The organism is Amycolatopsis sp. FU40 (assembly GCF_021903635.1).
Lineage (GTDB): Bacteria > Actinomycetota > Actinomycetes > Mycobacteriales > Pseudonocardiaceae > Amycolatopsis > Amycolatopsis dendrobii.
This window is the reverse complement of record NZ_CP091381.1, coordinates 7,433,410-7,456,874: the sequence shown is the minus strand read 5'-3', so window position 1 is coordinate 7,456,874 and position 23,465 is coordinate 7,433,410. Positions and strand designations below refer to the sequence as shown.

Annotated in this window: 25 protein-coding genes; 15 read left to right on the top strand and 10 right to left on the bottom strand. The window is 69.2% G+C overall.

From position 1 onward, the window contains the following. Positions 1 to 37 precede the first annotated feature (37 nt). Positions 38 to 721, top strand: a complete 684-nt coding sequence (locus tag L3Q65_RS35115; protein ID WP_237600980.1) for a CAP domain-containing protein — start codon at positions 38 to 40, stop codon at positions 719 to 721. On the opposite strand, the gene L3Q65_RS35110 is transcribed toward L3Q65_RS35115, so the two are convergent. From L3Q65_RS35110 to L3Q65_RS35100, 3 genes are all read right to left on the bottom strand, one after another. Then, positions 715 to 1,707: a cation diffusion facilitator family transporter gene (locus L3Q65_RS35110; protein WP_182892874.1), complete on the bottom strand. Its 993-nt coding sequence runs from the start codon at positions 1,705 to 1,707 to the stop codon at positions 715 to 717. The genes L3Q65_RS35115 and L3Q65_RS35110 overlap by 7 nt on opposite strands. A gap of 10 nt (positions 1,708 to 1,717) precedes the next feature. Further along, positions 1,718 to 1,936 (bottom strand): hypothetical protein, encoded by a 219-nt coding sequence (locus tag L3Q65_RS35105; RefSeq protein WP_182892873.1) that lies wholly within the window; start codon positions 1,934 to 1,936, stop codon positions 1,718 to 1,720. 172 nt (positions 1,937 to 2,108) lie between these two features. Then, positions 2,109 to 4,400 carry a (Fe-S)-binding protein gene (locus L3Q65_RS35100; protein WP_182892872.1) on the bottom strand — a complete coding sequence of 764 codons (2,292 nt, stop codon included), beginning with the start codon at positions 4,398 to 4,400 and terminating at the stop codon, positions 2,109 to 2,111. A gap of 169 nt (positions 4,401 to 4,569) precedes the next feature. Between L3Q65_RS35100 and L3Q65_RS35095 the strand changes: the two genes are divergently transcribed. From L3Q65_RS35095 to L3Q65_RS35085, 3 genes are read left to right on the top strand one after another with little or no spacing between them, the layout of a single operon-like run. Beyond that, positions 4,570 to 4,896, top strand: coding sequence for a multidrug efflux SMR transporter (locus L3Q65_RS35095; protein ID WP_182892871.1), 327 nt, complete (start codon positions 4,570 to 4,572; stop codon positions 4,894 to 4,896). Beyond that, positions 4,893 to 5,453, top strand: a complete 561-nt coding sequence (locus L3Q65_RS35090) for a TetR/AcrR family transcriptional regulator (RefSeq protein ID WP_009085017.1) — start codon at positions 4,893 to 4,895, stop codon at positions 5,451 to 5,453. Before L3Q65_RS35095 ends, L3Q65_RS35090 begins: the two co-directional genes overlap by 4 nt. Before the next feature lie 43 nt (positions 5,454 to 5,496). Then, positions 5,497 to 5,937: a GNAT family N-acetyltransferase gene (locus L3Q65_RS35085; RefSeq protein WP_116199406.1), complete on the top strand. Its 441-nt coding sequence runs from the start codon at positions 5,497 to 5,499 to the stop codon at positions 5,935 to 5,937. Here the strand turns inward: L3Q65_RS35085 and L3Q65_RS35080 are convergent. Together L3Q65_RS35080 and L3Q65_RS35075 are read right to left on the bottom strand one after the other, a co-directional pair. Beyond that, positions 5,915 to 6,412 carry an NUDIX hydrolase gene (locus L3Q65_RS35080; protein WP_182892870.1) on the bottom strand — a complete coding sequence of 166 codons (498 nt, stop codon included), beginning with the start codon at positions 6,410 to 6,412 and terminating at the stop codon, positions 5,915 to 5,917. The genes L3Q65_RS35085 and L3Q65_RS35080 overlap by 23 nt on opposite strands. Positions 6,413 to 6,420: 8 nt before the next feature. Beyond that, positions 6,421 to 6,960 carry a YbhB/YbcL family Raf kinase inhibitor-like protein gene (locus L3Q65_RS35075; RefSeq protein ID WP_182892869.1) on the bottom strand — a complete coding sequence of 180 codons (540 nt, stop codon included), beginning with the start codon at positions 6,958 to 6,960 and terminating at the stop codon, positions 6,421 to 6,423. Between the two features lie 162 nt (positions 6,961 to 7,122). On the opposite strand from L3Q65_RS35075, the gene L3Q65_RS35070 reads away from it, so the two are divergent. From L3Q65_RS35070 to L3Q65_RS35040, 7 genes are all read left to right on the top strand, one after another. Further along, a complete protein-coding gene (locus L3Q65_RS35070; protein WP_182892868.1) occupies positions 7,123 to 7,899 on the top strand; it encodes a DUF4097 family beta strand repeat-containing protein in 777 nt (258 codons plus the stop codon). A 19-nt stretch (positions 7,900 to 7,918) separates the two neighbouring features. Beyond that, on the top strand, positions 7,919 to 8,137 hold the full coding sequence (locus tag L3Q65_RS35065) for a hypothetical protein (protein ID WP_182892867.1): 219 nt from the start codon (positions 7,919 to 7,921) through the stop codon (positions 8,135 to 8,137). Further along, positions 8,134 to 9,540, top strand: coding sequence for an alpha/beta hydrolase (locus tag L3Q65_RS35060; protein ID WP_182892866.1), 1,407 nt, complete (start codon positions 8,134 to 8,136; stop codon positions 9,538 to 9,540). Before L3Q65_RS35065 ends, L3Q65_RS35060 begins: the two co-directional genes overlap by 4 nt. A gap of 187 nt (positions 9,541 to 9,727) precedes the next feature. Further along, a complete protein-coding gene (dnaK, locus tag L3Q65_RS35055; RefSeq protein WP_043831585.1) occupies positions 9,728 to 11,593 on the top strand; it encodes a molecular chaperone DnaK in 1,866 nt (621 codons plus the stop codon). Beyond that, the gene (gene grpE, locus L3Q65_RS35050; RefSeq protein WP_182892865.1) at positions 11,590 to 12,300 is read left to right on the top strand and encodes a nucleotide exchange factor GrpE; all 711 of its coding nucleotides are present in this window, start codon (positions 11,590 to 11,592) and stop codon (positions 12,298 to 12,300) included. The genes dnaK and grpE overlap by 4 nt, the downstream gene beginning before the upstream one ends. Positions 12,301 to 12,333: 33 nt before the next feature. Beyond that, positions 12,334 to 13,515, top strand: a complete 1,182-nt coding sequence (gene dnaJ, locus L3Q65_RS35045) for a molecular chaperone DnaJ (RefSeq protein ID WP_237597616.1) — start codon at positions 12,334 to 12,336, stop codon at positions 13,513 to 13,515. A 5-nt stretch (positions 13,516 to 13,520) separates the two neighbouring features. Beyond that, on the top strand, positions 13,521 to 13,955 hold the full coding sequence (locus tag L3Q65_RS35040) for a heat shock protein transcriptional repressor HspR (protein WP_037808901.1): 435 nt from the start codon (positions 13,521 to 13,523) through the stop codon (positions 13,953 to 13,955). Between the two features lie 472 nt (positions 13,956 to 14,427). On the opposite strand, the gene L3Q65_RS35035 is transcribed toward L3Q65_RS35040, so the two are convergent. Beyond that, a complete protein-coding gene (locus L3Q65_RS35035) occupies positions 14,428 to 14,997 on the bottom strand; it encodes a TetR family transcriptional regulator (protein ID WP_182892863.1) in 570 nt (189 codons plus the stop codon). 100 nt (positions 14,998 to 15,097) lie between these two features. Between L3Q65_RS35035 and L3Q65_RS35030 the strand changes: the two genes are divergently transcribed. Further along, positions 15,098 to 16,024 carry an SDR family oxidoreductase gene (locus tag L3Q65_RS35030; protein ID WP_237597615.1) on the top strand — a complete coding sequence of 309 codons (927 nt, stop codon included), beginning with the start codon at positions 15,098 to 15,100 and terminating at the stop codon, positions 16,022 to 16,024. Here the strand turns inward: L3Q65_RS35030 and L3Q65_RS35025 are convergent. After that, a complete protein-coding gene (locus tag L3Q65_RS35025) occupies positions 16,021 to 16,680 on the bottom strand; it encodes a response regulator transcription factor (protein ID WP_182892861.1) in 660 nt (219 codons plus the stop codon). The two genes, L3Q65_RS35030 and L3Q65_RS35025, sit on opposite strands and share 4 nt — an antisense overlap. Beyond that, positions 16,673 to 17,731, bottom strand: coding sequence for a sensor histidine kinase (locus tag L3Q65_RS35020; RefSeq protein ID WP_237597614.1), 1,059 nt, complete (start codon positions 17,729 to 17,731; stop codon positions 16,673 to 16,675). The genes L3Q65_RS35025 and L3Q65_RS35020 overlap by 8 nt, the downstream gene beginning before the upstream one ends. 135 nt (positions 17,732 to 17,866) lie before the next feature. On the opposite strand from L3Q65_RS35020, the gene L3Q65_RS35015 reads away from it, so the two are divergent. Then, positions 17,867 to 18,565, top strand: coding sequence for a hypothetical protein (locus tag L3Q65_RS35015; protein ID WP_237597613.1), 699 nt, complete (start codon positions 17,867 to 17,869; stop codon positions 18,563 to 18,565). On the opposite strand, the gene L3Q65_RS35010 is transcribed toward L3Q65_RS35015, so the two are convergent. Together L3Q65_RS35010 and L3Q65_RS35005 are read right to left on the bottom strand one after the other, a co-directional pair. Continuing rightward, positions 18,544 to 19,251: a dienelactone hydrolase family protein gene (locus tag L3Q65_RS35010; protein WP_182892860.1), complete on the bottom strand. Its 708-nt coding sequence runs from the start codon at positions 19,249 to 19,251 to the stop codon at positions 18,544 to 18,546. The genes L3Q65_RS35015 and L3Q65_RS35010 overlap by 22 nt on opposite strands. A 4-nt stretch (positions 19,252 to 19,255) precedes the next feature. Beyond that, complete coding sequence (locus L3Q65_RS35005) at positions 19,256 to 20,434, bottom strand: globin domain-containing protein (protein WP_182893026.1); 1,179 nt, start codon at positions 20,432 to 20,434, stop codon at positions 19,256 to 19,258. Between the two features lie 345 nt (positions 20,435 to 20,779). On the opposite strand from L3Q65_RS35005, the gene L3Q65_RS35000 reads away from it, so the two are divergent. Both L3Q65_RS35000 and L3Q65_RS34995 read left to right on the top strand, forming a co-directional pair. Further along, positions 20,780 to 21,265, top strand: coding sequence for a MarR family winged helix-turn-helix transcriptional regulator (locus L3Q65_RS35000; protein WP_182892859.1), 486 nt, complete (start codon positions 20,780 to 20,782; stop codon positions 21,263 to 21,265). Between the two features lie 38 nt (positions 21,266 to 21,303). Then, positions 21,304 to 23,424, top strand: coding sequence for an MFS transporter (locus L3Q65_RS34995; protein WP_237600979.1), 2,121 nt, complete (start codon positions 21,304 to 21,306; stop codon positions 23,422 to 23,424). The last annotated feature ends 41 nt before the right edge of the window (positions 23,425 to 23,465 follow it).

Here is a 23,465-nt window from a genome sequence, read left to right as displayed (position 1 = left end):
TGTGTCCTCCATTAGTGTGCGCGTCCGGGTCGTGAGTGTGACTCTCAGTGTTCTCTTCGGGGGTCTCGGAGCAGCCGGCGGGACGTTCGCGCTGCGCTCTGGGCACCTCGACACACTGAGCGTTGCCGTCCCGGAGACTCGTGACGACGGGGTGTCCGCGGGTGCGTTGCGGCCGTTCGCGGTGTCGCCGGCGTCTTCCGCGTCGGCGACACCCAGCAGCAGCGCGCCCGCGACCACAGCGCCGCCGACGACCTCGGCCACGCCCGCGCCGCCTCCGCCGCCGCCTGCGGAGTCCAAAGAGGACACTCCGACGAGCAGCAGCGCGAAGCCGTCGCCGAAGCCGCGCAGCGCGCCGACGCTGGCGGGCCAGGTCGTCGCGCTGGTCAACGACGAACGGGACAAGGCGGGCTGCGATCCGGTCGCCGAGGAAGCACACCTCGACAAAGCCGCGCAGGGGCACAGCGACGACATGTCCGAGCGCGACTATTTCTCCCACGACACCCCGGAAGGCGAGAGCTTCGCCGACCGCATCACCGCCGCGGGATACCCGAAACCGGGCGCGGAGAACATCGCGAAGGGCGCGACCAGCGCGGACCAGGTGATGCAGATGTGGATGAACTCCAGCGGGCACCGCAAGAACATCCTCAACTGCTCGCTGAAGAAGCTGGGCGTCGGCGTCACGACGGACGGCTGGTACTGGACGCAGGACTTCGGCTACTGATTCGGCCGCGGCGGTAGGCCGTAACGGGCCAGCACTGTCGCGCGCAGTTGCGGGTCCGTGCGCGGCACCGGCTCGATGAACACCTCCGAGACGTCCGGGAACCGCTCGCTCAATTCGTTCGCCAGCCGTACGCAGGCGTATTCCAGGTCGGCGGCGCGCAGTGCGTCGTCGAAGTCCACGCGGGCGCACACGAGGACGTGATCGGTGCCCATCAGCATGGTCTGCAGATCCACCAAGGCGTCGATTTCCGGCGCGGCCCCGAGGTGATCCCGGATGCCGCGGACCAGGCGCGGATCCGCTTGCCTGCCGACCAGCAGACCGCGGTTCGTGCTGCCGAGCAGGTACGCGACGCACGCGAGCAGCACGCCGATGAGGATCGACGCGATGCCGTCCCACACGTCCGAGCCGGTCAGCTGGTGCAGCCCGATCCCGGCGAACGCGAGCAGCAGGCCGACCAGTGCCGCGGAGTCCTCGAACAGCACCGTCTTGGGCGCCGGGTCGTCGATCATCCGCAGGTAAGCGAAGAACGGCCGCTGCTCGGCTTTCGCGTCGCGACGGACCTGGCGGACCGCCTGCGCCCACGACACCGATTCGAGCACGAAAGCCAGCGCCAGCACGATGTAGCCGACGATCGGTTTCGTCTGCTCCGCGCCTTCGCCGAAAACGGTGGTAAATCCTTCGTACAGCGCGAAGACCGCACCGGAAGCGAAGATCGACACCGCGGCGAGCAGCGACCAGAAGTACCGTTCCTTGCCGTACCCGAACGGATGGCGGCGATCGGCCGGCCGCTCGGACCGTTTCAAAGCGGTGAGCAGCAGCACCTCGGTGATGGTGTCGGCGACCGAATGCGCGGCCTCGGACAGCATCGCGCCCGATCCGGTGATGATGCCCGCGACAAGCTTCAGTATCGCGATCGCCAGGTTCACTCCACCGGCCAGCACCACGGTGAGAGTGCTTTCGCCGCCGCCTTCCGATTCGTCGCTCACGCGAGAAAGACTAACTGCACTGCCGGGTACGCCGCCTGCTGCAAGCGGCGATGACGAGGACTAATACGCCCGCGACCAACACCGACTGTTCGACTGTCGCGGCGAAACCCGCGTTGGAAGCTTTCGGCAACCCGACCCAGCTGTACGACACCAATGCCAGCATGACGGCAACAGTCGGCCATGGAGCCAGATCCGCCTTCATGACGAGCTGAAACGCAGTGCTTGCCATCAGGCTGACCGCGAACCCGAGCCAGCCGTTGCCGCGCACCGGTTTCCGGCGGACCCCAGGGACTGGTCGCCAAGCAGGACATCATCATCCGCACTGGCAAATGTCCCGGGCCGCGTGAAACAGAACGGCCCCTGGCATCCGCGGATGCCAGGGGCCGTCGTCAGGGAGAACCTCAGTCGTCGCCCTCGGGCAACGGCGTTCCGGTCGGCTTCTCGTCGGTCGGAACGTCCGGCTTGGCCGACAGCTCCGCGTCCGATTCGTCCAGCGAGGGCGCGCCCGAGGCGACCAGCGCCGGTTCCGGCTTGCGCTTCACCGCGGTGAGCAGCAGCTGCGCGACGTCCACGACCTCGACCTTCTCGCTCGCCATGCCGTCGCTCTGGCGCGAGGTGACGCCGTCGGTGAGCATCACGCGGCAGAACGGGCAGCCGGTGGCGATCTTCGACGGAGCGGTGCCGAGCGCCTCGTCCACGCGCTCGACGTTGATCCGCTTGCCGATCTTCTCTTCCATCCACATCCGCGCGCCGCCCGCGCCGCAGCACATCGAGCGGTCGCCGTGCCGCGGCATTTCGCGCAGCTGCGCACCCGACGCGCCGACGAGCTCGCGGGGAGCGTCGTAGACCTTGTTGTGCCGGCCCAGGTAGCAGGGGTCGTGGTAGGTGACGTCCTCGGCGACCGGCGCGACCGGCGTCAGGTGCTTCTCCCGCACCAGGCGGTTCAGCAACTGCGTGTGGTGCACGACGTCGAACTGGCCGCCCAGCTCCGGGTACTCGTTGGCGAGGGTGTTGAAGCAGTGCGCACAGGTGACGACCACCTTGCGCGCCTTGCGTTCCCGGCCCTCGAACACCGAGTTCAGCACCTCGACGTTCTGCTGCGCCAGCATCTGGAACAGGAACTCGTTGCCCGCGCGGCGAGCCGGGTCACCGGTGCAGGACTCCTCCGAGCCGAGCACGGTGTACTTGACGCCCGCGATGTGCAGCAGCTCGGCAACCGCGCGCGTGGTCTTCTTCGCGCGGTCCTCGAACGCGCCGGCGCAGCCGACCCAGAACAGGTACTCCGCGTCGCCGAGGTCGCCGTCGAAGACCGGGACCTCGAAGTCGAGGTCTTCGGTCCACTGCAGCCGGTCCTTGGCGTTCTGGCCCCACGGGTTGCCCTTGTTCTCCAGGTTCTTGAACATGCCGTTCAGCTCCGTGGGGAACGACGACTCGATCATCACCTGGTAGCGGCGCATGTCGACGATGTGGTCGACGTGCTCGATGTCGACCGGGCACTGCTCGACGCAGGCGCCGCAGGAAGTGCAGGACCACAGCACGTCCGGGTCGATGACGCCGCCGTCGTCGCCGACGAGCGCCTTCTGCGACTCAGCGATCGCGAGGACGTCGATGCCCGCGTACATGTTGTCGCCGGACAAGCCGACCTCGTCGCCGGCCATGTCGCGCTTGCCGCCCGCGAGCAGGTACGGAGCCTTCGCGTAGGCGTGGTCGCGAAGCTGCGTGATGAGCAGTTTCGGCGACAGCGGCTTGCCGGTGTTCCACGCCGGGCACTGCGACTGGCAACGGCCGCATTCGGTGCAGGTGGAGAAGTCCAGCCAGCCCTTCCAGCTGAAGTCCTCGATCGCGCCGACGCCGAAGGTGTCCTCGTCCGGGTCCGCCTCTTCGAGGTCGAGCACCTTGCCCTTGCTCATCATCGGCTTGACCTTGCCGAGCGCGACGCCGCCGTCCGCCTCGCGCTTGAAGTAGATGTTGAAGAACGCGCTGAACCGGTGCCAGGCGATGCCCATGGTCATCGTGCGGGCCACGACGATCAGCCAGACCGTGGCGCTCATCAGCTTGATGAAGGCGAACACCGACACCAGCGCCGCGCTCGAGGGCAGCAGCTCGCTGAGCGGGTTCGACACGAACGCGGCCCAGGTCGGCGTCTCGTGGACGTGCATCGCGGCCTTGCCCGCGCGCACGCCGATGATGCCGATGCCCTCGACGATCACCACGGCCTCGACGAAGTAGGCCCACTTGAAGTTCGAGCCCGCGAACCGCGACAGCCGGTCGGCCCGGCGCGGGTGGTTCAGCTGCCGGATGATCGCGAGCGCGACGCCGCCGACGACCGTGCCGACGCCGAGCAGCTCCATCAGGAGGCTCCACAGCGACCAGTCCTCGAGGATCGGCCAGCCCCAGGTCGGGACGAACACCTCGCCGTAGGCCTCGAACAGCGCGAGCGACCCGATCAGGAAGCCCCACATGACCAGCCAGTGCCACGGGGCGACCTGGCGGAACTTCGCCATGCGGGTGTGTGCCGCGAACTCCTTGATCAGGGTCATCAAGCGCGGCAGGAACGGGCCGTTGCGGGTCGCGTCCGGCTGGCCGAGCTTGATCACCCGCACGAAGCGGGCAATGGTCGCGATGAACATTCCCCAGGCGACGATGCCCAGGAGGACGGAGATCCCCCCGAGCGTCAGCTGTACAGCGCCCATCGTCGGGTGCCTTTCGTCCGGTGTGGTGGTGCCGCCGCGCGAGCGCGCCGGTGCCGAGCAGGGTAACGCTTCTTACTGATGGGTAACCGGTGTGGCGGCCCCAAGTCCCACCGATGTGGTGCACGCCTCGCTAGCAAGTGGGACGATCGTTCAGGTAATTTAGTTAGCTATGGGTGCTTACTTGTACCTCGCTTTGGCCATCGCCGCAGAAGTGACCGCTACCGTCTCGCTCAAACTCTCCGAGGGCTTCGCCAAGGTGACGCCGTCGATCCTGGTGGTCCTCGGGTACGGGCTGGCGTTCTTCGCGCTGTCGCGGGTGCTCAAGCTCGGGCTGCCGATCGGGGTGGCCTACGCGATCTGGGCGGCGGCGGGCGTGGCGCTGGTCGCGCTGGTCGGCGTGCTGTTCCTGAAGGAGCCGATCAACCTCGCGGTGATCTCCGGGCTGGTGCTCGTGATCGGCGGGGTGGTGCTCATCGAGGTCGGGAGCCAGTCGTGAAAATCCAGACCGACGGCCGCAAGGCCCGCGGCGAGAAGCGGCGCACGGAGATCATCGAAGCGACCCTGCGGGTGATCGAACGCGACGGCGTCGCCGGGGTCACACACCGCACGGTCGCGGCCGAAGCGGGCGTGCCGACGACGTCCACGACCTATCACTTCTCCTCGTTGGACGACCTGCTCGTGGCGACGCTCATTTCGTGCGCGCGCGACATGGCGACCGAGGTGTACTGGATGATCGACCGCGCCCGCTCGCGCGGCAGCCGCGGTGCGGAAGAGGTCGCTGGCCTGCTCGCGGAGGCGCTCGGGCCGCGCCGGGGCCGCACGATGGCGGAGTACGAGCTGTACCTGCTGGCCGCGCGCAAACCGGAGCTGCGCCCCGCCGCGCGGCGCTGGCTGGATGTGTTGACCTCGATGGTCCGGCACGACGACGAGGTCGCGTTCCGGGTGTTCCTCGCGGGAATCGACGGGCTGCTGATCCAGGGACTGATCGACGACGAGCCGCCGTCCGCGGAGGAGTTGCGGCCGGTGGTGGACTATCTGCTCAAGCCCGCTTGAATTCGGTGGAGTTACCGGGACCCGGTCGGCTAGCTTGCCGGGCATGAGGGTCGTGGGTGAATACGAGGTCGACGACCGGCGGGAGCGGCTCGACCTCGACGTGCTGTGGGAATTCCTTTCCACCGAGGCTTATTGGGGCCGTTGGCGGACGCGGGAACAGGTGGAAGCGGCGATCGCCGGATCGTGGCGGGTCGTCGGGGCCTACTCGCGCGCGGACGGACGGCAGGTCGGATTCGCGCGAGCCTTCTCCGACGGAGTGACCTCGGCGTATCTCGGCGACGTGTTCGTGGTCGAGTCCGCGCGCGGAAGCGGATTGGGCAAGGAACTCGTGCGCGAGATGATCGACCACGGGCCGGGCGCGCAGTTCCGGTGGATGCTGCACACGGCGGACGCACACGGGTTGTACCGGCAGTTCGGGTTCGAGGAGCACACGAAGGGCCGGTTCCTCGAACGCGAGGGGGTCAACCGGGAGTCTCTCCGGTAGATCCATTGTGGACGGAGAGGGCGGCGGCCACGACGTCCCGGATCAAGGTGTCGCCGGGTGCGCAGTTCACCAGCAGCCGGTCCAGGTCTTCCTTGCCGAACCAGGCGCTGTGCGGGTGCTTGTCCCATTCCAGGACTGGGCGGGCGAGGTCGCCCTCGACCTCGATCAGGTAGAAATCGCCGATCTCTTCGCCGTCGTCGAGCGGCCAGCGGTGGCGGCCGAGGTTCCCTGCCACGCGGCGCAGCCGCCAGCCGGTTTCCTCGAAGACCTCGCGGGCGAGCGCGTCCAGCGTCGTCTCGCCCGGTTCGAGGTGGCCGCTCACGACGTCCCACGTGCTCGGATACCGCGGCCGGTCCGGGCTGCGGAACTGCACGAACGCGCGTCCGTCGGCGCCGAGGACCACTCCGCCCGCGGTGTCGGGCAGAGGTTGCGGAAAGACCACGCCGTCCGCAACCTCCACCGTCGGCTCCGCCATGGCCGAACTCAGCCCTTGTTCTCGTAAACCGGCACCAACGTGGCCCGCCCGAGCGTGTGGCCGAACATGTTGAATCCCAGGAACGCGGGCGTAGCGTCCTCCGGAACCTCCAGCGTTTCCACGTCCAGCGCGTGCACCACGAAGAAGTACCGGTGCGGCCCGTGTCCGGGAGGCGGTGCGGCGCCAAGGTACTGCTTCACCCCGCCGTCCCCCTTCAGCGAGACCGCGCCCGAAGGCAGTCCCGACCCCGCGGAGTCACCAGCGCCGCCCTCGAGCGAAGTCACCGAGGCCGGGATGTTGAACACCGCCCAGTGCCAGAAACCGCTGGCGGTCGGGGCGTCCGGGTCGTACACCGTGATCGCGAAGCTGCGGGTGCCCTCCGGGAAGCCTTCCCACGCCAGCTGCGGCGAGCGGTCCTCGCCGCCGGCGCCGAAGATGCCCGACAGGTGCGGCTGGGCCAGGGTCTCGCCGTCGGCGATGTCCGTGCTGCGCAGGGTGAACGAGGGAACCGACGGCAGGTAGTCGTAGGGATTGGGCGGCTGGGGCATGGGTTCCTCCTGATCAACGGGGCTCTCCGGCCGCCAGGTTAAGACCCCGGGTTGAGCGCCGCCGCCTCAGGGATGTTTCGGGGGGTTTACCGGATGTCCCCGGGGGCCCGCACCTTCTAACGTCTTTCCAGACAGCCGAGAGTGGTACTGAGGGGAACTGACATGGCACGCCCGCTTCTGGCAGTGGCCGGCATCGCGGTGATCGGCGTTGGGGTGGCGATCGGGTTCGGCGGGTGGGGGTTCGGTTCCACGGTTTCGCGGGACGCGACGCTGACGCAGGAGATCCGCGGGGTGAAGCTGGAGAACGGTTCCGGCGACGTGCGCATCCGCACGGCAGCCGGCGCGGCTCGCGTGCACCAGACGCTTCGCTACCACTTCAGCGGCGAACCCGGCGACGCTTACCGCGTCGAGGGCGACCAGCTCGTCATCGTCGACTGCGGGCGCAACTGCACCGCCGACATGGAACTGATCGTCCCGGCAGGCATTCCGGTCACGGGCAGCTCCGACTCCGGCACGCTGGACTTCGCGGGCGTCGGCAGCGTCGACGTCACCGCCGATTCCGGGCAGGCTCGGATGCAGGACGTCGCGGGCCCGGTCAAGCTCCGGATGGACAGCGGCTCGACGGAACTGCACAACGTCGGCGAGGTGCAGGTGCACAGCCAGTCCGGCCGGATCGAGGGCGACGGGCTGCGCGGGCCGGTCGACGTCTCGGCGGGCAGCGGGCGGATCGAGCTCACGCTGACCCAGCCCAGCAACGTCAAGGCGCAGGCCGATTCCGGCCGCGTCGAGGTGTCCGTGCCGCGCACCGGGTCCTACCAGGTCACCGGCAGCAGCGAGAGCGGTCGCCGCAGCATCGACATTCCGCAGAACTCAGGTCCGGACGCGAAGACGCTCGAGCTGAACACGGACAGCGGCAGCGTCACCGTCAAGGCCGTCTGAAGGGGAGAACAGACACATCATGCGAAAACTCGAAACGCGGCTGCTGGCCGCGGTGCTGGCGGGCGCGGTGGGGGCGTTCGCGATCACCGCGGCGATCGGCCACTCGCCTGAACCGCAGGCCACGACGCCGGTCGCGGTGGTGGAAATCCCGGTGCAGCAAGGGGTCGTCCGGAACGCGGAGACGGTCGTGCTCCGCACCGCGGCCGACGACCGGGCGGCGCAGGTGCGCCGGGCATGAACCTGGCCGCTGCCGTGCTGACCCTGCTTCCGCTGGTCAGCGCACCAACCCCGGCATTGACCTGGACGCCGTGCGGGACCGACCAGGAACCGACCGCGCAGTGCAGCCAGATCGAGGTGCCGATCGACCGTGCTCATCCGGAAACCGGCACGGCGCACATCGCGCTCACCCGGCTGCCCGCGGCCGACCAGCGGCATCGGGTCGGTTCGCTGCTGGTCAATCCGGGCGGGCCGGGCGGATCCGGAGTCGGCTTCGTGCGCTTCGGCGGACTCGACACCAAGGTCATCGGCTCGGCACGGAAACCGTTGCGCGACCGCTTCGACATCATCGGCTTCGACCCGCGTGGCGTGTGGTTCAGCGATCCGAAGATCAGCTGTGCCCAGGCGAAGCTGTACGACCCGAAGATCGGCCTCTTCCCCAGCACGCGCCAGCAGTACGACGCCTTCGTCGCGCACAACCGCGCGGCAGGCGAGGACTGTCTGGCCAAGACCGGCCCGATGCTCGGGCACGTCGACACCCAAAGCGCCGCCGACGACATCGACGCGATCCGCGGCGCGCTCGGCGAGCGGAAGATCTCCTGGCTCGGCGTCTCGTACGGCACCGAACTGGGCGCGGTCTACGCGTCGAAGCATCCGGACCGGGTGCGCACGATGGTGCTCGACGGCGCGGTCGACCATGCCCGGCCGACGCGGCAGGCGATGGTCGAGGAGGCCGCTGCCACCGAGGACGCCTTGCTGCGGTTCGCCGCGTGGTGCGACCGCTCGCCGGAGTGCGCGCTGCACGGCAAGAACGCGCTCGCCCGCTACGACGACCTCGTCACCCACGGCGCGTACGCGAAAGTGTTGGGCCGCAAGGCGACCGGCGAGGAGCTGGCCTCCGGCGCGTACGGACACCTCTATCTTCCAGCCGAGTGGCCGGCACTGGGCCGCGCGCTGGCGGACCCGGACGCGAGCGCGCTCGCGACCAACTCGTCGTTCGCGAGTGACACCTATGGCGCGTACCGCTCGATCGGCTGCCAGGACTTCCCGTCGCCGTTCACCGGGCTCGCGGACCTGCGCGCGACCGCCCGGGTGATCCGCGCGGTCGCCCCGCACAGTTGGCGCTACAGCGAGTACTGGGACATCGGCGCGGGCTGCACCGGCTGGCCGCTGCCCGCGCTGAACCCGCCGCAGCCGCATCCGGTGCACGGAGCGCCGCCGATCCTCGTCGTCGGCGGTGCGCACGACCCGGCGACGCCGTTGCCATGGGCACACGGGCTCGCCGCGAGCATCGACGGATCGGTGCTGCTCACGTACCTCTCCGACGGCCACACCGGACTGCTCAACTCCGAATGCGTGCGGAGCGCCGAGGCCCGGTACCTGGTGAGTGGCGTCACACCACCGCGGGGCGAATTCTGCGGGTGAACCCGGGAACAAGACCGGGGGGTCCGCCGTTATCCTGATAGCAAGGTTGAGCGCAGTCGGCTCAAGTCTGGTGGACCAGGCCGTGCGCGAGACCTTCCGAACCTGCTAAGAAGGTACTCAAGAGTGCCTCGAAACCGCAGGTCACGAACATAGCAGCAACCCAGTCCAGAACACGAGAGGAAGCACCATGGCGCGAGCGGTCGGCATCGACCTCGGCACGACCAACTCGGTCGTCGCCGTCCTTGAGGGCGGCGAGCCGACGGTCATCGCCAACTCGGAAGGCTCCCGTACCACCCCGTCCATCGTCGCCTTCGCCAAGAACGGCGAAGTGCTGACGGGCCAGCCGGCGAAGAACCAGGCCGTCACGAACGTCGACCGCACGATCCGGTCCGTGAAGCGGCACATCGGCACCGACTGGAAGACCGAGATCGACGGCAAGGCCTACACGCCGCAGGAGATCAGCGCGCGTGTGCTGATGAAGCTCAAGCGCGACGCGGAGGCGTACCTCGGCGAGGAGATCACCGACGCGGTGATCACCGTCCCGGCGTACTTCGAGGACGCGCAGCGGCAGGCCACCAAGGAAGCCGGCCAGATCGCGGGCCTGAACGTGCTCCGGATCGTGAACGAGCCGACGGCGGCCGCGCTGGCCTACGGCCTGGACAAGGGCGAGAAGGAACAGACCATCCTGGTCTTCGACCTCGGCGGCGGCACGTTCGACGTGTCCCTGCTGGAGATCGGCGAGGGCGTCGTGGAGGTGCGCGCCACCTCCGGTGACAACCACCTCGGCGGCGACGACTGGGACGAGCGCATCGTCACCTGGCTGGTCGACAAGTTCAAGGCCACCAACGGCATTGACCTGACCAAGGACAAGATGGCGCTGCAGCGCATCCGCGAGGCGGCCGAGAAGGCGAAGATCGAGCTGTCCAGCTCCAACTCCGCCAGCATCAACCTGCCCTACATCACGGTGGACGCGGACAAGAACCCGCTGTTCCTCGACGAGACGCTGTCGCGCGCCGAGTTCCAGAAGATCACCTCGGACCTGCTGGAGCGCACCCGGCAGCCGTTCAACAACGTCATCCGGGACGCGGGCATCGCGGTCGGCGACATCGACCACGTGGTCCTCGTCGGCGGTTCCACCCGCATGCCCGCGGTGTCCGAACTGGTCAAGGAGCTGACCGGCGGCCGCGAGCCGAACAAGGGCGTGAACCCGGACGAGGTCGTCGCGGTGGGCGCCGCGCTGCAGGCCGGCGTGCTCAAGGGCGAGGTCAAGGACGTCTTGCTGCTCGACGTGACCCCGCTGTCGCTGGGCATCGAGACCAAGGGCGGCGTCTTCACCAAGCTGATCGAGCGCAACACCACGATCCCGACCAAGCGGTCCGAGATCTTCTCGACGGCGGACGACAACCAGCCGTCGGTGCAGATCCAGGTGTTCCAGGGCGAGCGCGAAATCGCCGCGGCGAACAAGAAGCTCGGCATGTTCGAGCTGACCGGTCTTCCGCCCGCGCCGCGCGGCGTGCCGCAGATCGAGGTCACCTTCGACATCGACGCCAACGGCATCGTGCACGTGACCGCGAAGGATCTCGGCACGAACAAGGAGCAGTCGATGACGATCACCGGCGGCTCGGCGCTGCCGAAGGACGACATCGAGCGCATGGTCAAGGACGCCGAGGCGCACGCCGAGGAAGACAAGAAGCGCCGCGAGGAAGCGGAAACCCGCAACCAGGCGGAGACGCTGGTCTACCAGACCGAGAAGTTCGTGAAGGACAACGACGACAAGCTGCCCGAGGACCTCAAGGGCAAGGTCAAGACCGCGATCGACGAGGCGAACGAGGCGCTCAAGGGCACCGACTCGGCCAAGATCCGCGAGTCCATCGAGAAGCTGAACACCGCTTCGCAGGAGATGGGCAGCGCGCTGTACGCGAACGCCGGCGCGGCGGGTGCCGAAGGCGCTCCGGGTGCTGAGGGCGCGGCCGGTGCCGCGGGCGACGCTCCGAAGTCGAAGGCGGACGACGTGGTCGACGCCGAGATCGTGGAAGAGGACGAGAAGAAGTGACCCCCCGCCACTCCGAGACCGAGGGTCCTGGCCCCGAGGAACCGGTAGTCGTGCGGGATCGGCGACGGGTGGACCCGCAGACCGGCGAGGTCCGCCCGCCCGCCGCGGAGGAGACTCCGGCCGGTGAGGAGCCCGTGCAGCACGCGGGCCCCTCGCTGGGCGATTCCGCAGAGGAACCGGCCACGGTGTCGTCTTCGGACGTCGAAAAGCAACTGTCCGAGCGCACTGCGGACCTGCAGCGGTTGCAGGCGGAGTACGCGAACTACCGCAAGCGGGTCGACCGCGACCGGGAGGCGGTGGTGCAGGGCGCGAAGGCGTCCGTGGTCGGCGATCTGCTGCCGTTGCTGGACGACCTCCAGCGCGCGGAGCAGCACGGCGATCTCACCGGCGCGTTCAAGGCGGTGGCCGACAAGCTGGTCTCCAGCCTTGAGCGGTCCGGCCTGGAAGCGTTCGGGGCCGAGGGCGAAGAGTTCGACCCGAGCATCCACGAGGCCGTGCAGCACAATACGTCCCCGGACGTGAAGGGCCCGACGGTCACCCTGGTGATGCGTCGCGGCTACCGCTTCGGCGAGCGGGTGCTGCGCGCGGCGCTGGTCGGCGTGACCGACCACGAGCCCGGCGAAGCCCCGGCGGAGCAGCCGGTCGATCCGCCGGTCGGCGGCGAACTGCCGCTCGACGGTTCGGTCGATGAGTCCGGCCAGCAGTAACAATCGGTTCGCAGCGAAAGGAGGAGACACCCGATGAGTGCTCGGGAGTGGATCGGCAAGGACTTCTACAAAGAGCTGGGTGTCTCCTCCGACGCGACCTCGGACGAGATCAAGAAGGCCTACCGCAAGCTGGCCAAGGAAAACCACCCGGACGCCAACGCGGGCAACACCGCTGCCGAGAACAAGTTCAAGGCCGTGTCCGAGGCGTACGGCGTGCTGTCCGATCCGGCCAAGCGCAAGGAGTATGACGAGGCGCGCACGCTCTTCGGCTCCGGCGGCGCGGGCGGATTCGGCGGCTTCCCCGGTGGCGGCGCCGGCGGGTTCGACATGAGCGACCTGTTCAACCAGGCGGGCGCGCAGGGCCAGCAGGGCGGATTCGGCGGTCTCGGCGACATCCTGGGCGGCATTTTCGGCCGCGGCCGGGGCGGAGCCGCCGGTGCCACGGCGAACCGGCCGCAGCGCGGCGCGGACGTCGAGACCGACGTGCGGATCGACTTCCTCGAGTCGGTCAAGGGCGCGACGCTGCCGTTGCGGCTGTCGAGCCCGGCCACCTGCTCCACCTGCGGCGGCAACGGCGCGAAGCCGGGCACCTCACCGCGGATCTGCCCGACCTGCAGCGGGTCCGGGCTGGTCAGCCGCAGCCAGGGCGCGTTCGCGTTCTCCGAGCCGTGCCAGGACTGCCGCGGCCGGGGCAAGATCATCGACGACCCGTGCCCGGAGTGCGGCGGCGAGGGCGTGAGCACCCGCACCCGCACGCTCACCGTGCGCATCCCGCCGGGCGTGAAGGACGACCAGCGGATCCGCTTGGCCGGCCAGGGCGAACCCGGCCGGGGCGGCGCACAGGCGGGCGACCTGTACGTGCGCGTGCACGTGGCCCCGCACAAGCTGTTCGGCCGCAAGGACCTCAACCTCACGCTCACCGTGCCGGTGGACTTCACCGAACTCGCGCTGGGCACGACCGTCACGGTGCCGACGCTCGAAGGCAAGGTCTCGCTCAAGGTGCCCGCGGGTACCGCGAGCGGGCGAGTGTTGCGAGTGCGCGGAAAGGGCATTCAGAAGCGGGACGGCGCGCAAGGCGACCTGCTGGTCACCCTGGAAACGGCGGTCCCGGCGAAGCTCGACGACAAGGCGCGGTCGGCACTCGAGGCCTACGCCGAGGCGATGAAGGGCCACGACCCGCGGCCTGAGATCACCGAGTTGCTCGAAGGCAGGTGAGGGTGATGTTCGGCGGTAATCCGGGACTCCCGCACGGCGCGGACGAGGACACCCCGGTGTTCGTGATTTCGGTGGCGGCCCAGCTTTCCGGACTGCACGCGCAGACACTGCGCTCCTACGACCGGCACGGCCTGGTCTCGCCAGGCCGCACCGCCGGCGGCGGACGGCGCTACTCGCTGCGCGACATCGCCCTGCTGCGCGAGGTCCAGCGCCTTTCGCAGGAGGACGGGGTCAACCTGTCCGGCATCAAGCGCATCATCGAACTGGAGAACCAGGTCGACGCACTGCAGTCCCGGGTGCACGAGCTGACCGAAGAACTCGCCGCCGCGTACGCGGCCGCCGAACAGGCCGCCGCCGCGGTGCACGCGTCCTACCGCAAGGACCTCGTGCCGCTGCGGCAGACCACCTCCCTGGTGGTGTGGAAACCCAAGCGCCGCTGAGCGTGTCGTGAGTGGCGATCACGGTTCTAACCGGGATCGCCACTCACGAGAACCCGCCCCTCCTGCCGCCGCGGAAGGGGCTTTTTGCTGCCTGCCTCGCCTCCCCGCGCCCCTCTCCGCCCTCCAGCCTTCGCACCCAGGCCCTTCCCGCCGCAGCCCGCTGCAGCTGGGGCTCCACGCTCCGCCCTCTGCGCTCAGCCTTTCGCGCTGGCTCCCGCGCCGGCTCCGCATTCTGGCCGCGCGTTCAGCCCTCTGCGATCAGCCCTCCGCGCTGGCTCTCGCGCCGGCTCCGCATTCTGGCCGCGCGTTCAGCCCTCTGCGCTCAGCCCTCCGCTGCTCCGCGCGGCAAGCCTTCTGCACCAGCCCTCCCCGCCCCAGGCCGCGCATTCATCCCCACCGCACGTCTGCACGGCCGGGTGGCATGGGCGCGGGTCTCGTGAGTGTTCATGCCGGTTAGAACCGGCATAAACACTCACAACCCTCCCCGCGCCCCCAGCTCCCGCAGATCGGCGAACGCCTCGTCCAGGTACTCATCCAACCCCCGCCCAGGGTCGCTGATCCACGCCTGTGTCGCGTGATGGAACGTCGCCCACCCGGCATGAGCGGCCAACCGTGCCAGCCGATCCTCGACCCCTCGCTCCCGCAACGCTTCCGCGAGGGCTTCGGCGAGCATCGCGGCTTTGGCCAGGTTGCGTTCGCGCAGGGTCGGCGTCGCCGCGATCAGGTCGCGCCGGGGTTCGGCGAACGGGAGGTTGCGCTCCATGATCCGCCCGGCCTTCTTGAAGGCGCGCAGCAGGATTTCCAGCGGAGCCAGGCCTTCCGGGGCTTCGGCGACCGACTTCGTCAGGTCCGAGCGCAGGTCGGCCTCGCCGTCGAAGAGCACCTCGCGTTTGTCCGGGAAGTGCCGGAAGAACGTGCGCTCGGTGACGCCTGCCCGGGCCGCGATCTCCGCGGTGGTCGTCTTGTCGAACCCGTTTTCCCGGTACAGCTCCAGCGCCGCCTGTTTGAGGCGGCTGCGCGCTTCTGCTCCGCTCCGTGGCACGTCCTGAGCCTACCCGGCGGTTGCGCCAGTGACTGACACCACATTGCGTCAGTCACTGTCGCTACGCGTAGAGTCAGTGACTGACGCTAAGGAGCCTTTCATGCATGTCTTCGTCACCGGCGGATCCGGTCAGACCGGTCCCGCCGTCGTCGCTGAGCTGGTCCGGGCCGGGCACACGGTCACCGGCTTGGCTCGTTCGGACGCCTCCGCCGCGCGGCTGGAATCGCTCGGCGCGACGCCGCATCCCGGCGATCTCGATGATCTCGACAGCCTGCGCCGCGGTGCTGAAGCCGCCGACGGCGTGCTGCACATGGCCCAGGGCGGCAGCTACGCCGACCCGGACGACCTCATCCGCCGCGACTGCGCGGCCATCGATGCGCTGGGCCAGGCGCTGGCCGGCACCGGCAAACCGTTCGTCAGCACGTCGGGCACGCTGGTGATGAAAGCCGACCAGGTCAGCACGGAACTCGACCCGGCGGATCCCGATTCGGTCGCCTATTTCCGCATCCCCGGCGAGCAGACCTGCCTCGGGTTCGCCGACCGGGGCGTCCGCGCCAGCGTCGTGCGGCTCGCGCCGACCGTGCACGGACCGCGCGATCACGGCTTCATCCCGGCGCTCATCGCGGGTGCGCGGCGGGCGGGTGTCTCGGCGTACATCGGCGACGGCGCCAACCGGTGGCCTGCCGTCCATCGCGACGACGCGGCGGTGCTTTTCCGGCTGGCGCTGGAGAAAGCGGGGGGTGTGCTGCACGGGGTTGGGGAAACCGTCACGATCAAGAGCGTCGCGGAGAAGATCGCGCAGTTGCTCGACATCCCCACGGCCTCACTGACGCTCGGAGAAGCCGCCGAACACCTCGGAAACCCTTTCCTGGCAAGGTTCTTCTCGCTCGACGTGCCTGCGTCCAGCGCGCACACCCAACAACTGCTGGGCTGGACGCCGAACCATCCGACGCTGCTGGAGGACCTCGAGACGGGCGACTACTTCACGCAGGAAGCCAGCGATCGCGCCGAGGCGGTGTGGCGCTAGCTCCGGGCGCGGACCAAACCGGATTCGTACGCGACGATCACCAGCTGTGCGCGGTCCCGGGCGTCGAGTTTCGAGAGCAGCCGTCCGACGTAGGTCTTCACCGTCGCCATCGACAGCTGCATCCGCTCTGTAATCTCCACATTGGACAGTCCGCTCGCGACGAGCGTGAGCACCTCGCGTTCGCGTGGAGCCAAGGCAGCGACGTCCGCGCGCGGCGGGGCGTCCGGGATCCGCGCGAACTGCGCGACCAACCGACGGGTGATGGACGGGCCGAGCAACGCGTCTCCGGAAGCCACCACGCGCACCGCCGAGCACAGGTCGGCCGGACGGGTGTCCTTCAGCAGGAAGCCGGTCGCTCCGGCGCGCAGTGCGGCGAAGACGTGCTCGTCCAGGTCGAACATGGTCAGCACCAGTACCCGCACGTCCGGGGCGCGTTCGCCGATCAGCCGGGTCGCTTCGATGCCGTCCATCACCGGCATCCGGACGTCCATCAGCACCACGTCCGGCTTTTCCGCCACCGCCAGCTCGACGGCCTCGGCCCCGGTCGCGGCCTCGCCGATCACGGTGAAGTCCGGTTCGCTGTCGAGCAGCAGCCGGAAACTCCCGCGCAGCAGAGCTTGGTCGTCCGCGACGACGACCCGGATCTGGTCAGGCATCGGCACACCGGAGCGTGGCGGCGACGCGGAACCCGCCGTCCGGACCGGGGCCGGCGACGAGTTCGCCGCCGTAGAGGGCGACGCGTTCGCGCATACCGGTCAGCCCGTGCCCGAGCCGGAACTCGCCGATCGGAGCGGTGCCGTCGTCGCTGACCTGGATCCGGATCTCGGCCGCGGCGACCGCCACGACCACTCGGCACCGGGCCGGCGCGGCATGTTTGACGACGTTCGTCACCGCTTCCTGCACGATCCGGTATGCGGCCAGCGCGACCGGTTCCGGCACCCGCGCGGTGCCGAGGACGGACAACTCGACGTCGACCCCGGCCTGCCGTGCGCGTTCGGCGAGCTGCGGCAACGCGGCCAGCGGATCGGCCGGGGTTTCGTCGGTCTCGTCGCGCAGCACATGCAGCAACCGCCGCATCTCGCCGAGCGCCGCGCGGCTGGTCTGCTCGATTACCCGCAACGCGTCGCGCGCTTCCTCCGGGCGGCTGTCCGCGACGTGGTTGGCGACGCCCGCCTTCACCGCGATCAAGCCCATCCCGTGTGTGACGACGTCGTGCAGTTCGCGCGCGATCCGGACGCGCTCGTCGACCAGGATCCGGTGCTCGCGTTGCCGTTCCTGCCGCGCCGTTTGCGCGCGCCAGGACCGCACCGCTTCGGCCAGTCCCCAGGTGAGCAACGCCAGCGGAACGCCGAACGCGTACCACCACTGCCCCACGACCGCGGTAGCCGCCGACACCGCCGCAACCCCGGCCGCGGCAGGCAAAGCGCGCGGCGGACGCACGACGTACAGCACGAGAGCCGCCCCGACGAACGGATCCCACAACAGCCCGAAAGCCGCGGCGGACGCGGAAACCACCACGGTGCCGATCAATAGCGGCACCGGAGCCCGCCGTCGCAGCAGAACCGCGGCGGCGATGAGCGTCGCGATGACCGCGGAGACCGGCAGCCGCCAGGGCTCCTCGTCGATCAGCAAGTTTCCGGCGAGCCCCACGTCCATGACGAGCAGGCCCGCCGCCAGCGCGACGTCACTCACTCGCAAAGGGGACATAGCACCAACGTTAGCCAGTGCGGCGGGCGCGCACATCGTGCTGTGGTGGGTCATCCCCTGGTTTAGTTCCGTGGCGTGGAACTGTCCGCCCCGGACCGATGTGCGCGGGGCGCCCGGCCGGGCACGGTGAGCGGCATGTCGACCTTTCCCGGCCCTCGCCTCGGCGGAGCGGCGCTCGTTCTCGGCCCGGTGCTCGTGCTCGCCGGCGTGCTGCTGCGCCTGCCGTATCCGTTCTTCTTCCCGCACCAGCTCGCCGCTTCGGTTCGGCATCCGGCCCAGATGACCGCGGCCGCCACCTGTTTCGTCGCCGGTCAGGTGGTTCTTCTCTTCGCAGTGTCCACAGTGGTCCGCCAGATCGCGATCGAGAAGCCGCGCTGGGCGGCGTGGTCCGGCGCTCTTGTGCTGATCGGTCTGGTGGAGCGGGTCTTCCATGCCGGATTCGACCAGGCCGCAACGGATCTCGCCCGGCATCGCGGAGCGGGCTACGCGACCGAGTTCGTCGCGGACGCCTACGGCGACCTGCACTTGTTCAGCTTCTTGTCGTTCACGATCATGTTCGGCTGGCCGCTGCTGGCTTTCGCGGCCTACCGCGCCGGGGTACTCGGTCGGGTGCGCGCAGCAGCGCTCGCCGCGGCGACGGTCATGCCGCTCGGTGTCCTCAAAGGAACGACGGCGTGGTCGATCGTCGCCGCGGCCGGGCTGTGCGTGGCGCTCATCCCCGCTGGCCTTCAACTGCTGAAAGAAGCCGAACGGCCGGGCCGACGCACGTTCGGCCTCGCTAGCCTTGGCGCGGTCGCCGTCGGGGCGCTCGGTTACTTGAGCACGCTGGGCTGAAGGTGCTCCTCGAAGAACGCGATGACGCGTCGCCAGGCGTCTGAATCCGACGGCTCGTGATAGCCCATCCCGGTGACCTTCGCGAGTGCGGCCAGCGGCGCGGGCCGGTAGTGATTCGCGAAGCCGTGCCCGGCGTCCGGGTATTCCTTGACGTCGTGCGGGATTCCGCGTTCGGTGAGCGCGGCTTCGAGCTTGGCCGCCGCGCCGCGCAGGGAGAAGTCCTTGCCGCCGAAGCTGCCGACGATCGGGCACGCACCGTCCAAAGCGGACAGATCCTTCGGCAGTTGCCCGTAGTACGGTGCGGAAGCGTCGAAGTCCCGCGAGGCGGCCGCCAACGCGAATCCGCCGCCCATGCAGAACCCGACGACGCCGACCTTGCCGGTCGCGTCGTCCCGTCCGGCGACGAGCGCCCGCGCCGCCTCGATGTCCGCGAACGCCCGGCCTTCGCGAGCGAACAGGTCCTGGAACGTCCGCTTCACGCACCGGATCATGCCGCCGCGCGAGTACAGATCGGGGCTCAGCGCGAGATAACCCGCCGCGGCGTACCGGTCGGTGATCTCGCGCGCGTCCTGGTTCAGCCCGAACACGTCGTGGATCAGCACCACCGCCGGGAACGGGCCGTCGCCGGACGGCACCGCCAGGTAGCCGTCGATTTCTCCGTCTGCTGCTGGAATCCGAATGTCCATGGCCTCAGTCCGCGGTGAACGGGTCGTATTGGATCTGGTCCAGCGCGCTGCCCGCGACGAGCATCCGCGACACCGTCGCGCGGATCATCGCGGGCGACCCGGACACCAGGATGTCGTGGTCCGGCCACGCGCCGTACCGCGTGACCGCCTCGGCGAGCGTGCCGTGTTCGCACCCGGGCAGATGGTCGCCGCGTTCGACGACCGGGGTGATGGTGAGCCACGGGTTGGTCGCGGCGAGCGCGCGCAGTTCTTCGAGGTCGTAGAGATCTTCGCGAGTCGGGCCGCCGTAGAACAGCCTGGTCTTCGGGTTCTCGCCCCACAGTGCGAGATGGTCGAGGATCGCCCGCAGCGGTGCGACCCCGGTGCCGCCCGCGACCATCAGCACGCCGCGCGACTGTTCGCGGTTGACGGTCATCCGGCCCAGCGGCGGGCCGAGCCGCCAGACGTCGCCCGCCTGCGTGTGGCTCACGATCGCCCGCGACACCCAGCCGCCGTCGACCGCGCGCACGTGGAACTCGATGCCGCCGTCCTCGCGCGGCGCGTTCGCCGGCGACAGATACCGCCACAACCGCGGCCGCTGCGGCACCTCGACGCTCATGTACTGGCCCGGCGAATACGGCACCGGCTGGTCCGGGATCACCCGCACCAGCGCGAGATCCCAGGTGAGCCGCCGGTGCTCGACCACGGTGGCCGACCACGACGCCGGGTTCTCGTCCGCCGCCGCGGCCTCCTGCATCGCGCGCGCGACGATGGTGAACGCCTCCGCCCACGCGCGCTCGACCTCCGGCGTCCACTCCGGGCCGAGGTGGTTTTTCAGCGCGGCCAGCAACGCGGTGCCGACGGCCTCGTAATGTTTGGGGGCGACGCCGAACTTGCGGTGGTCGCGGCCGAGCTGGCGCAGGAACGGCAGCAGGTCGTCCGGCCGGTCCACCATCTGCACGACACGGGCCAGCGCGCGGATGATGCGCCCGCCCTGCACTTCCATGTTGATCGGGAAGAAATCGCGCGTGGCGGGCGCGAGGGTGAAGAGCATCCCGTAGAAGAACTGGGAGATCTCCGGCGCGTACGGCTCCGATTTGGCCCAGGTGTCGCGGATGAGCTGCACCATCGCGACGACGGCAGCGGGCGCCTGCCGGGGCGCGGCTGAGGTCCGCGGGAGCGGGCTGATCGAATCGGCTGTCATCGGGCTGTCGTCGTTCATGGGTCGGGACCGGAGGCCGGGGGGCTGGGAAGGAGGAGTCACGAGAGCAGGGCGGCCGAGGTTGTCGGATTCGGCTCGCGCCGTCGCGCGGGGGAATTCGCCACTCCTGCTCCTCGTTGTCCACGACGTGCTCGCCGCGTCGGCATCGCGGGGCGTCTGGTCCGCAGAGTAGCCGCACTGAGGCGGAATGCCCGCATCGTTGCTCCGGTCGGGTTACCGGCCGGTCGGGACGTGGGGCAGCTCACCGATTAGATAGTTGTCCTACGCAACCTTTGGCAGCTAAACTTGTAGAATACAAGCAAGTGGGCACCAGGCCCGGGAGGAACGATGAGCCCAGCTGACGACGTGCGGCTCGAACTGCTGCGGGAGCTGAAGGCGTCCGCCCAGCTCCAGCACCTGTGGATCATGCAGGCGTGGCAGAACGAGCCAGGGCTGCACCCGGCCTCGGCGATGCTGCTGTCCGACCTCGCCAAGCACGGCGAGGCCCGTCCGTCCGAGGTCGCCAAGCGCAGGCTTGTCGACCTGTCGGTGATCAGCAGGCAGATCGCCCAGTTGCAGGCCGCCGGGCTGATCGAGCGCCGCCCCGCCCCCGAGGACGGGCGCGCGTCGCTGATCAGCGTGTCCGAGGAGGGTCTCGCCCGGCTCGAACTGTGGCGCAAGCAGTACCTCGAATTCTTCGAGACAGCACTGGGCGGCTGGGACGAGGACCGGATCTCCGGCCTCACGTCGCAGCTCGCCGAATTGAACGAAGGTCTGCGCGCGACGCTCGGCCCGTCCGGGTACTGCGCCGGCGCGCCGCAGTCGGGAAAGTGAAGTAGCGAATAGTGGAAACCACCGCATCCGGGCAGCCGATGACGCACCGGGAAATCCTCAAGGCCTTCACCGGTCTCTTGCTGGCCCTGCTCGTGGCGTTGCTGTCGTCGACCATCGTGTCCAACGCGCTGCCGACGATCCTCGCCGACCTGCACGGTTCGCAGAGCGAGTACACCTGGGTTGTCACCGCGACGCTGCTGACGTCGACCGCGACCACCCCGATCTGGGGCAAACTCTCCGATCTGTTCAGCAAGAAACTGCTGTACCAAATCGCGATCGTCGTCTTCACCGTCGGTTCGGCACTGGGCGGGATCGCGCAGTCGATGCCCGAACTCATCGCCTACCGTGCACTGCAGGGCATCGGGCTCGGCGGGCTGCAGGCGCTGATCCAGGTCGTCATCGCGGCGATGATCGCGCCGCGCGACCGCGGCCGCTACACCGGTTACACCGGCGCGGTGTTCGCCGTCGCGACCGTTTCCGGCCCGTTGATCGGCGGGCTGATCGTCGACTCGCCGCTCGGCTGGCGCTGGTGCTTCTGGGTGTGCGTACCGCTGGCCGTCGTCGCGTTCATCGTGCTCGGCCGGACGCTGAAGCTGCCGGTGCTCAAGCGCAAGGTGCGCATCGACTGGCTGGGCGCGACCCTGCTGGTCGGCGGTGTCGCGCTGCTGCTGATCTGGGTTTCGCTGGCGGGCGGCAGCTTCGGCTGGGTTTCGTGGTCGAGCGCCGCGTACGTCGGCGGTGCGATCGTCGCGCTGGCGCTGGCGGTTCTCGTCGAATCCCGGGTCGCGGAGCCGGTGGTTCCGCTGCGGCTCTTCCGCAACCGCACCTTCACGCTGTCGGTGCTCGCCTCGCTGGCGGTCGGCACCGCGATGTTCGGCGGTTCGGTGTTCCTCGGGCAGTACTACCAAATCGCGCGCGGTTTCTCGCCGACGCACGCCGGCCTGATGACGCTGCCGATGGTGCTGGGGCTGGCCGTCGCTTCGACCGGTGCGGGGCAGGTCATTTCCCGGACCGGGCGCACCAAGCCGTTCATGGTCGCGGGCGGGATTTCGCTGCTGGCCGGGCTGTTCCTGCTCTCGACGGTGGACCACGCGACGAACCTGACGCTGATGGGCGGTTACCTCGCGCTGGTCGGCCTCGGGCTGGGCTTCCTGATGCAGAACCTGGTTTTGGTAGTCCAAAACACGGTCGCGATGAAGGACATCGGCTCGTCGTCCTCGGTCGTCACCTTCTTCCGATCGCTCGGCGGCGCGGCGGGCGTCTCCGCGCTCGGTGCGGTGCTCGCCGCCCGGGTGGCGACGAACATCGCGAACTCGCTGTCGCACATGGGTATTCACAGTGGTGGTGCGGTTTCCGGCGGTGGCGGCACGTTCGCCATCTCGTCGCTCCCGCCGGCGCTGCAGCCGGTGGTGCGCGGGGCCTTCGGCGACGCGACCGGCACGGTGTTCTTCGTAGCGGGCTGCATCGCGGTGGTCACCTTCCTCGCGGTGCTGTTCATCAAGGAGGTGCCGCTGCGCCGGACGCTCGACGCGGACGCGCCCGCACCGGCCGCGGCTGCTGTCTCGGTCGAGGCGGTGTCTGTGGTCGAAGCTCCGGTCGAGATGACCTCCGTGCTGCGCGGGCGGGTTCTCGACGCGGGCGGCCGTCCAGTGTCCGGTGTCGTGCTTACGCTCACCGACATGTCGGGGCGTCAGGTCGACGTCGGGCGTACGGGACGTACTGGCGCGTACGAGCTGTCGGCGAACACTGTGGGCGAGCACGTCCTTCTCGCGACAGCTGGTTCGACGCGGCCCGCGGTGTCCACTGTGCGGCTTAACGGCAACGCGCGTTGGCACGACTTGCTGTTGGACAGCCAGGGCGCTATCTCGGGTCGCGTACGCGTGGCCGGTCGCCATGCCGCCGTCGCAGGCGCGGTGCTGACTCTCACCGACCGCTTGGGCACTGTCACCGCAACGCACATCGCGGGTGGCGACGGCGCTTACCGCTTCACGGGGATCGAGCCGGGCGCGTACACGCTCACTGTGTCGGCACACGGATACACGCCGCACGCCGAACCGATGACGGTCGGCGATGGTGCGGCCGCACAACATGATGTCGAGTTGAGCGAAGCCATGGAACGAGAGTTCGTTAGGCACCAAGGAACACTCAGCGTCGACTAAAGGGGCTCGTGAGTGTTTGCCGCGGTGCACGCCGCGGCGGA

Excerpts from the sequence above, each read along its gene's own strand:
- L3Q65_RS35105 (WP_182892873.1), bottom strand. The coding sequence starts at position 1,936 with ATGGCAAGCACTGCGTTTCAGCTCGTCATGAAGGCGGATCTGGCTCCA.
- L3Q65_RS35100 (WP_182892872.1), bottom strand. The coding sequence starts at position 4,400 with ATGGGCGCTGTACAGCTGACGCTCGGGGGGATCTCCGTCCTCCTGGGC.
- L3Q65_RS35095 (WP_182892871.1), top strand. The coding sequence starts at position 4,570 with ATGGGTGCTTACTTGTACCTCGCTTTGGCCATCGCCGCAGAAGTGACC.
- L3Q65_RS35085 (WP_116199406.1), top strand. The coding sequence starts at position 5,497 with ATGAGGGTCGTGGGTGAATACGAGGTCGACGACCGGCGGGAGCGGCTC.
- L3Q65_RS35080 (WP_182892870.1), bottom strand. The coding sequence starts at position 6,412 with ATGGCGGAGCCGACGGTGGAGGTTGCGGACGGCGTGGTCTTTCCGCAA.
- L3Q65_RS35075 (WP_182892869.1), bottom strand. The coding sequence starts at position 6,960 with ATGCCCCAGCCGCCCAATCCCTACGACTACCTGCCGTCGGTTCCCTCG.
- L3Q65_RS35070 (WP_182892868.1), top strand. The coding sequence starts at position 7,123 with ATGGCACGCCCGCTTCTGGCAGTGGCCGGCATCGCGGTGATCGGCGTT.
- L3Q65_RS35065 (WP_182892867.1), top strand. The coding sequence starts at position 7,919 with ATGCGAAAACTCGAAACGCGGCTGCTGGCCGCGGTGCTGGCGGGCGCG.
- L3Q65_RS35060 (WP_182892866.1), top strand. The coding sequence starts at position 8,134 with ATGAACCTGGCCGCTGCCGTGCTGACCCTGCTTCCGCTGGTCAGCGCA.
- dnaK (WP_043831585.1), top strand. The coding sequence starts at position 9,728 with ATGGCGCGAGCGGTCGGCATCGACCTCGGCACGACCAACTCGGTCGTC.
- dnaJ (WP_237597616.1), top strand. The coding sequence starts at position 12,334 with ATGAGTGCTCGGGAGTGGATCGGCAAGGACTTCTACAAAGAGCTGGGT.
- L3Q65_RS35040 (WP_037808901.1), top strand. The coding sequence starts at position 13,521 with ATGTTCGGCGGTAATCCGGGACTCCCGCACGGCGCGGACGAGGACACC.
- L3Q65_RS35030 (WP_237597615.1), top strand. The coding sequence starts at position 15,098 with ATGCATGTCTTCGTCACCGGCGGATCCGGTCAGACCGGTCCCGCCGTC.
- L3Q65_RS35025 (WP_182892861.1), bottom strand. The coding sequence starts at position 16,680 with ATGCCTGACCAGATCCGGGTCGTCGTCGCGGACGACCAAGCTCTGCTG.
- L3Q65_RS35020 (WP_237597614.1), bottom strand. The coding sequence starts at position 17,731 with ATGTCCCCTTTGCGAGTGAGTGACGTCGCGCTGGCGGCGGGCCTGCTC.
- L3Q65_RS35015 (WP_237597613.1), top strand. The coding sequence starts at position 17,867 with ATGTCGACCTTTCCCGGCCCTCGCCTCGGCGGAGCGGCGCTCGTTCTC.
- L3Q65_RS35010 (WP_182892860.1), bottom strand. The coding sequence starts at position 19,251 with ATGGACATTCGGATTCCAGCAGCAGACGGAGAAATCGACGGCTACCTG.
- L3Q65_RS35005 (WP_182893026.1), bottom strand. The coding sequence starts at position 20,434 with ATGACAGCCGATTCGATCAGCCCGCTCCCGCGGACCTCAGCCGCGCCC.
- L3Q65_RS35000 (WP_182892859.1), top strand. The coding sequence starts at position 20,780 with ATGAGCCCAGCTGACGACGTGCGGCTCGAACTGCTGCGGGAGCTGAAG.
- L3Q65_RS34995 (WP_237600979.1), top strand. The coding sequence starts at position 21,304 with ATGACGCACCGGGAAATCCTCAAGGCCTTCACCGGTCTCTTGCTGGCC.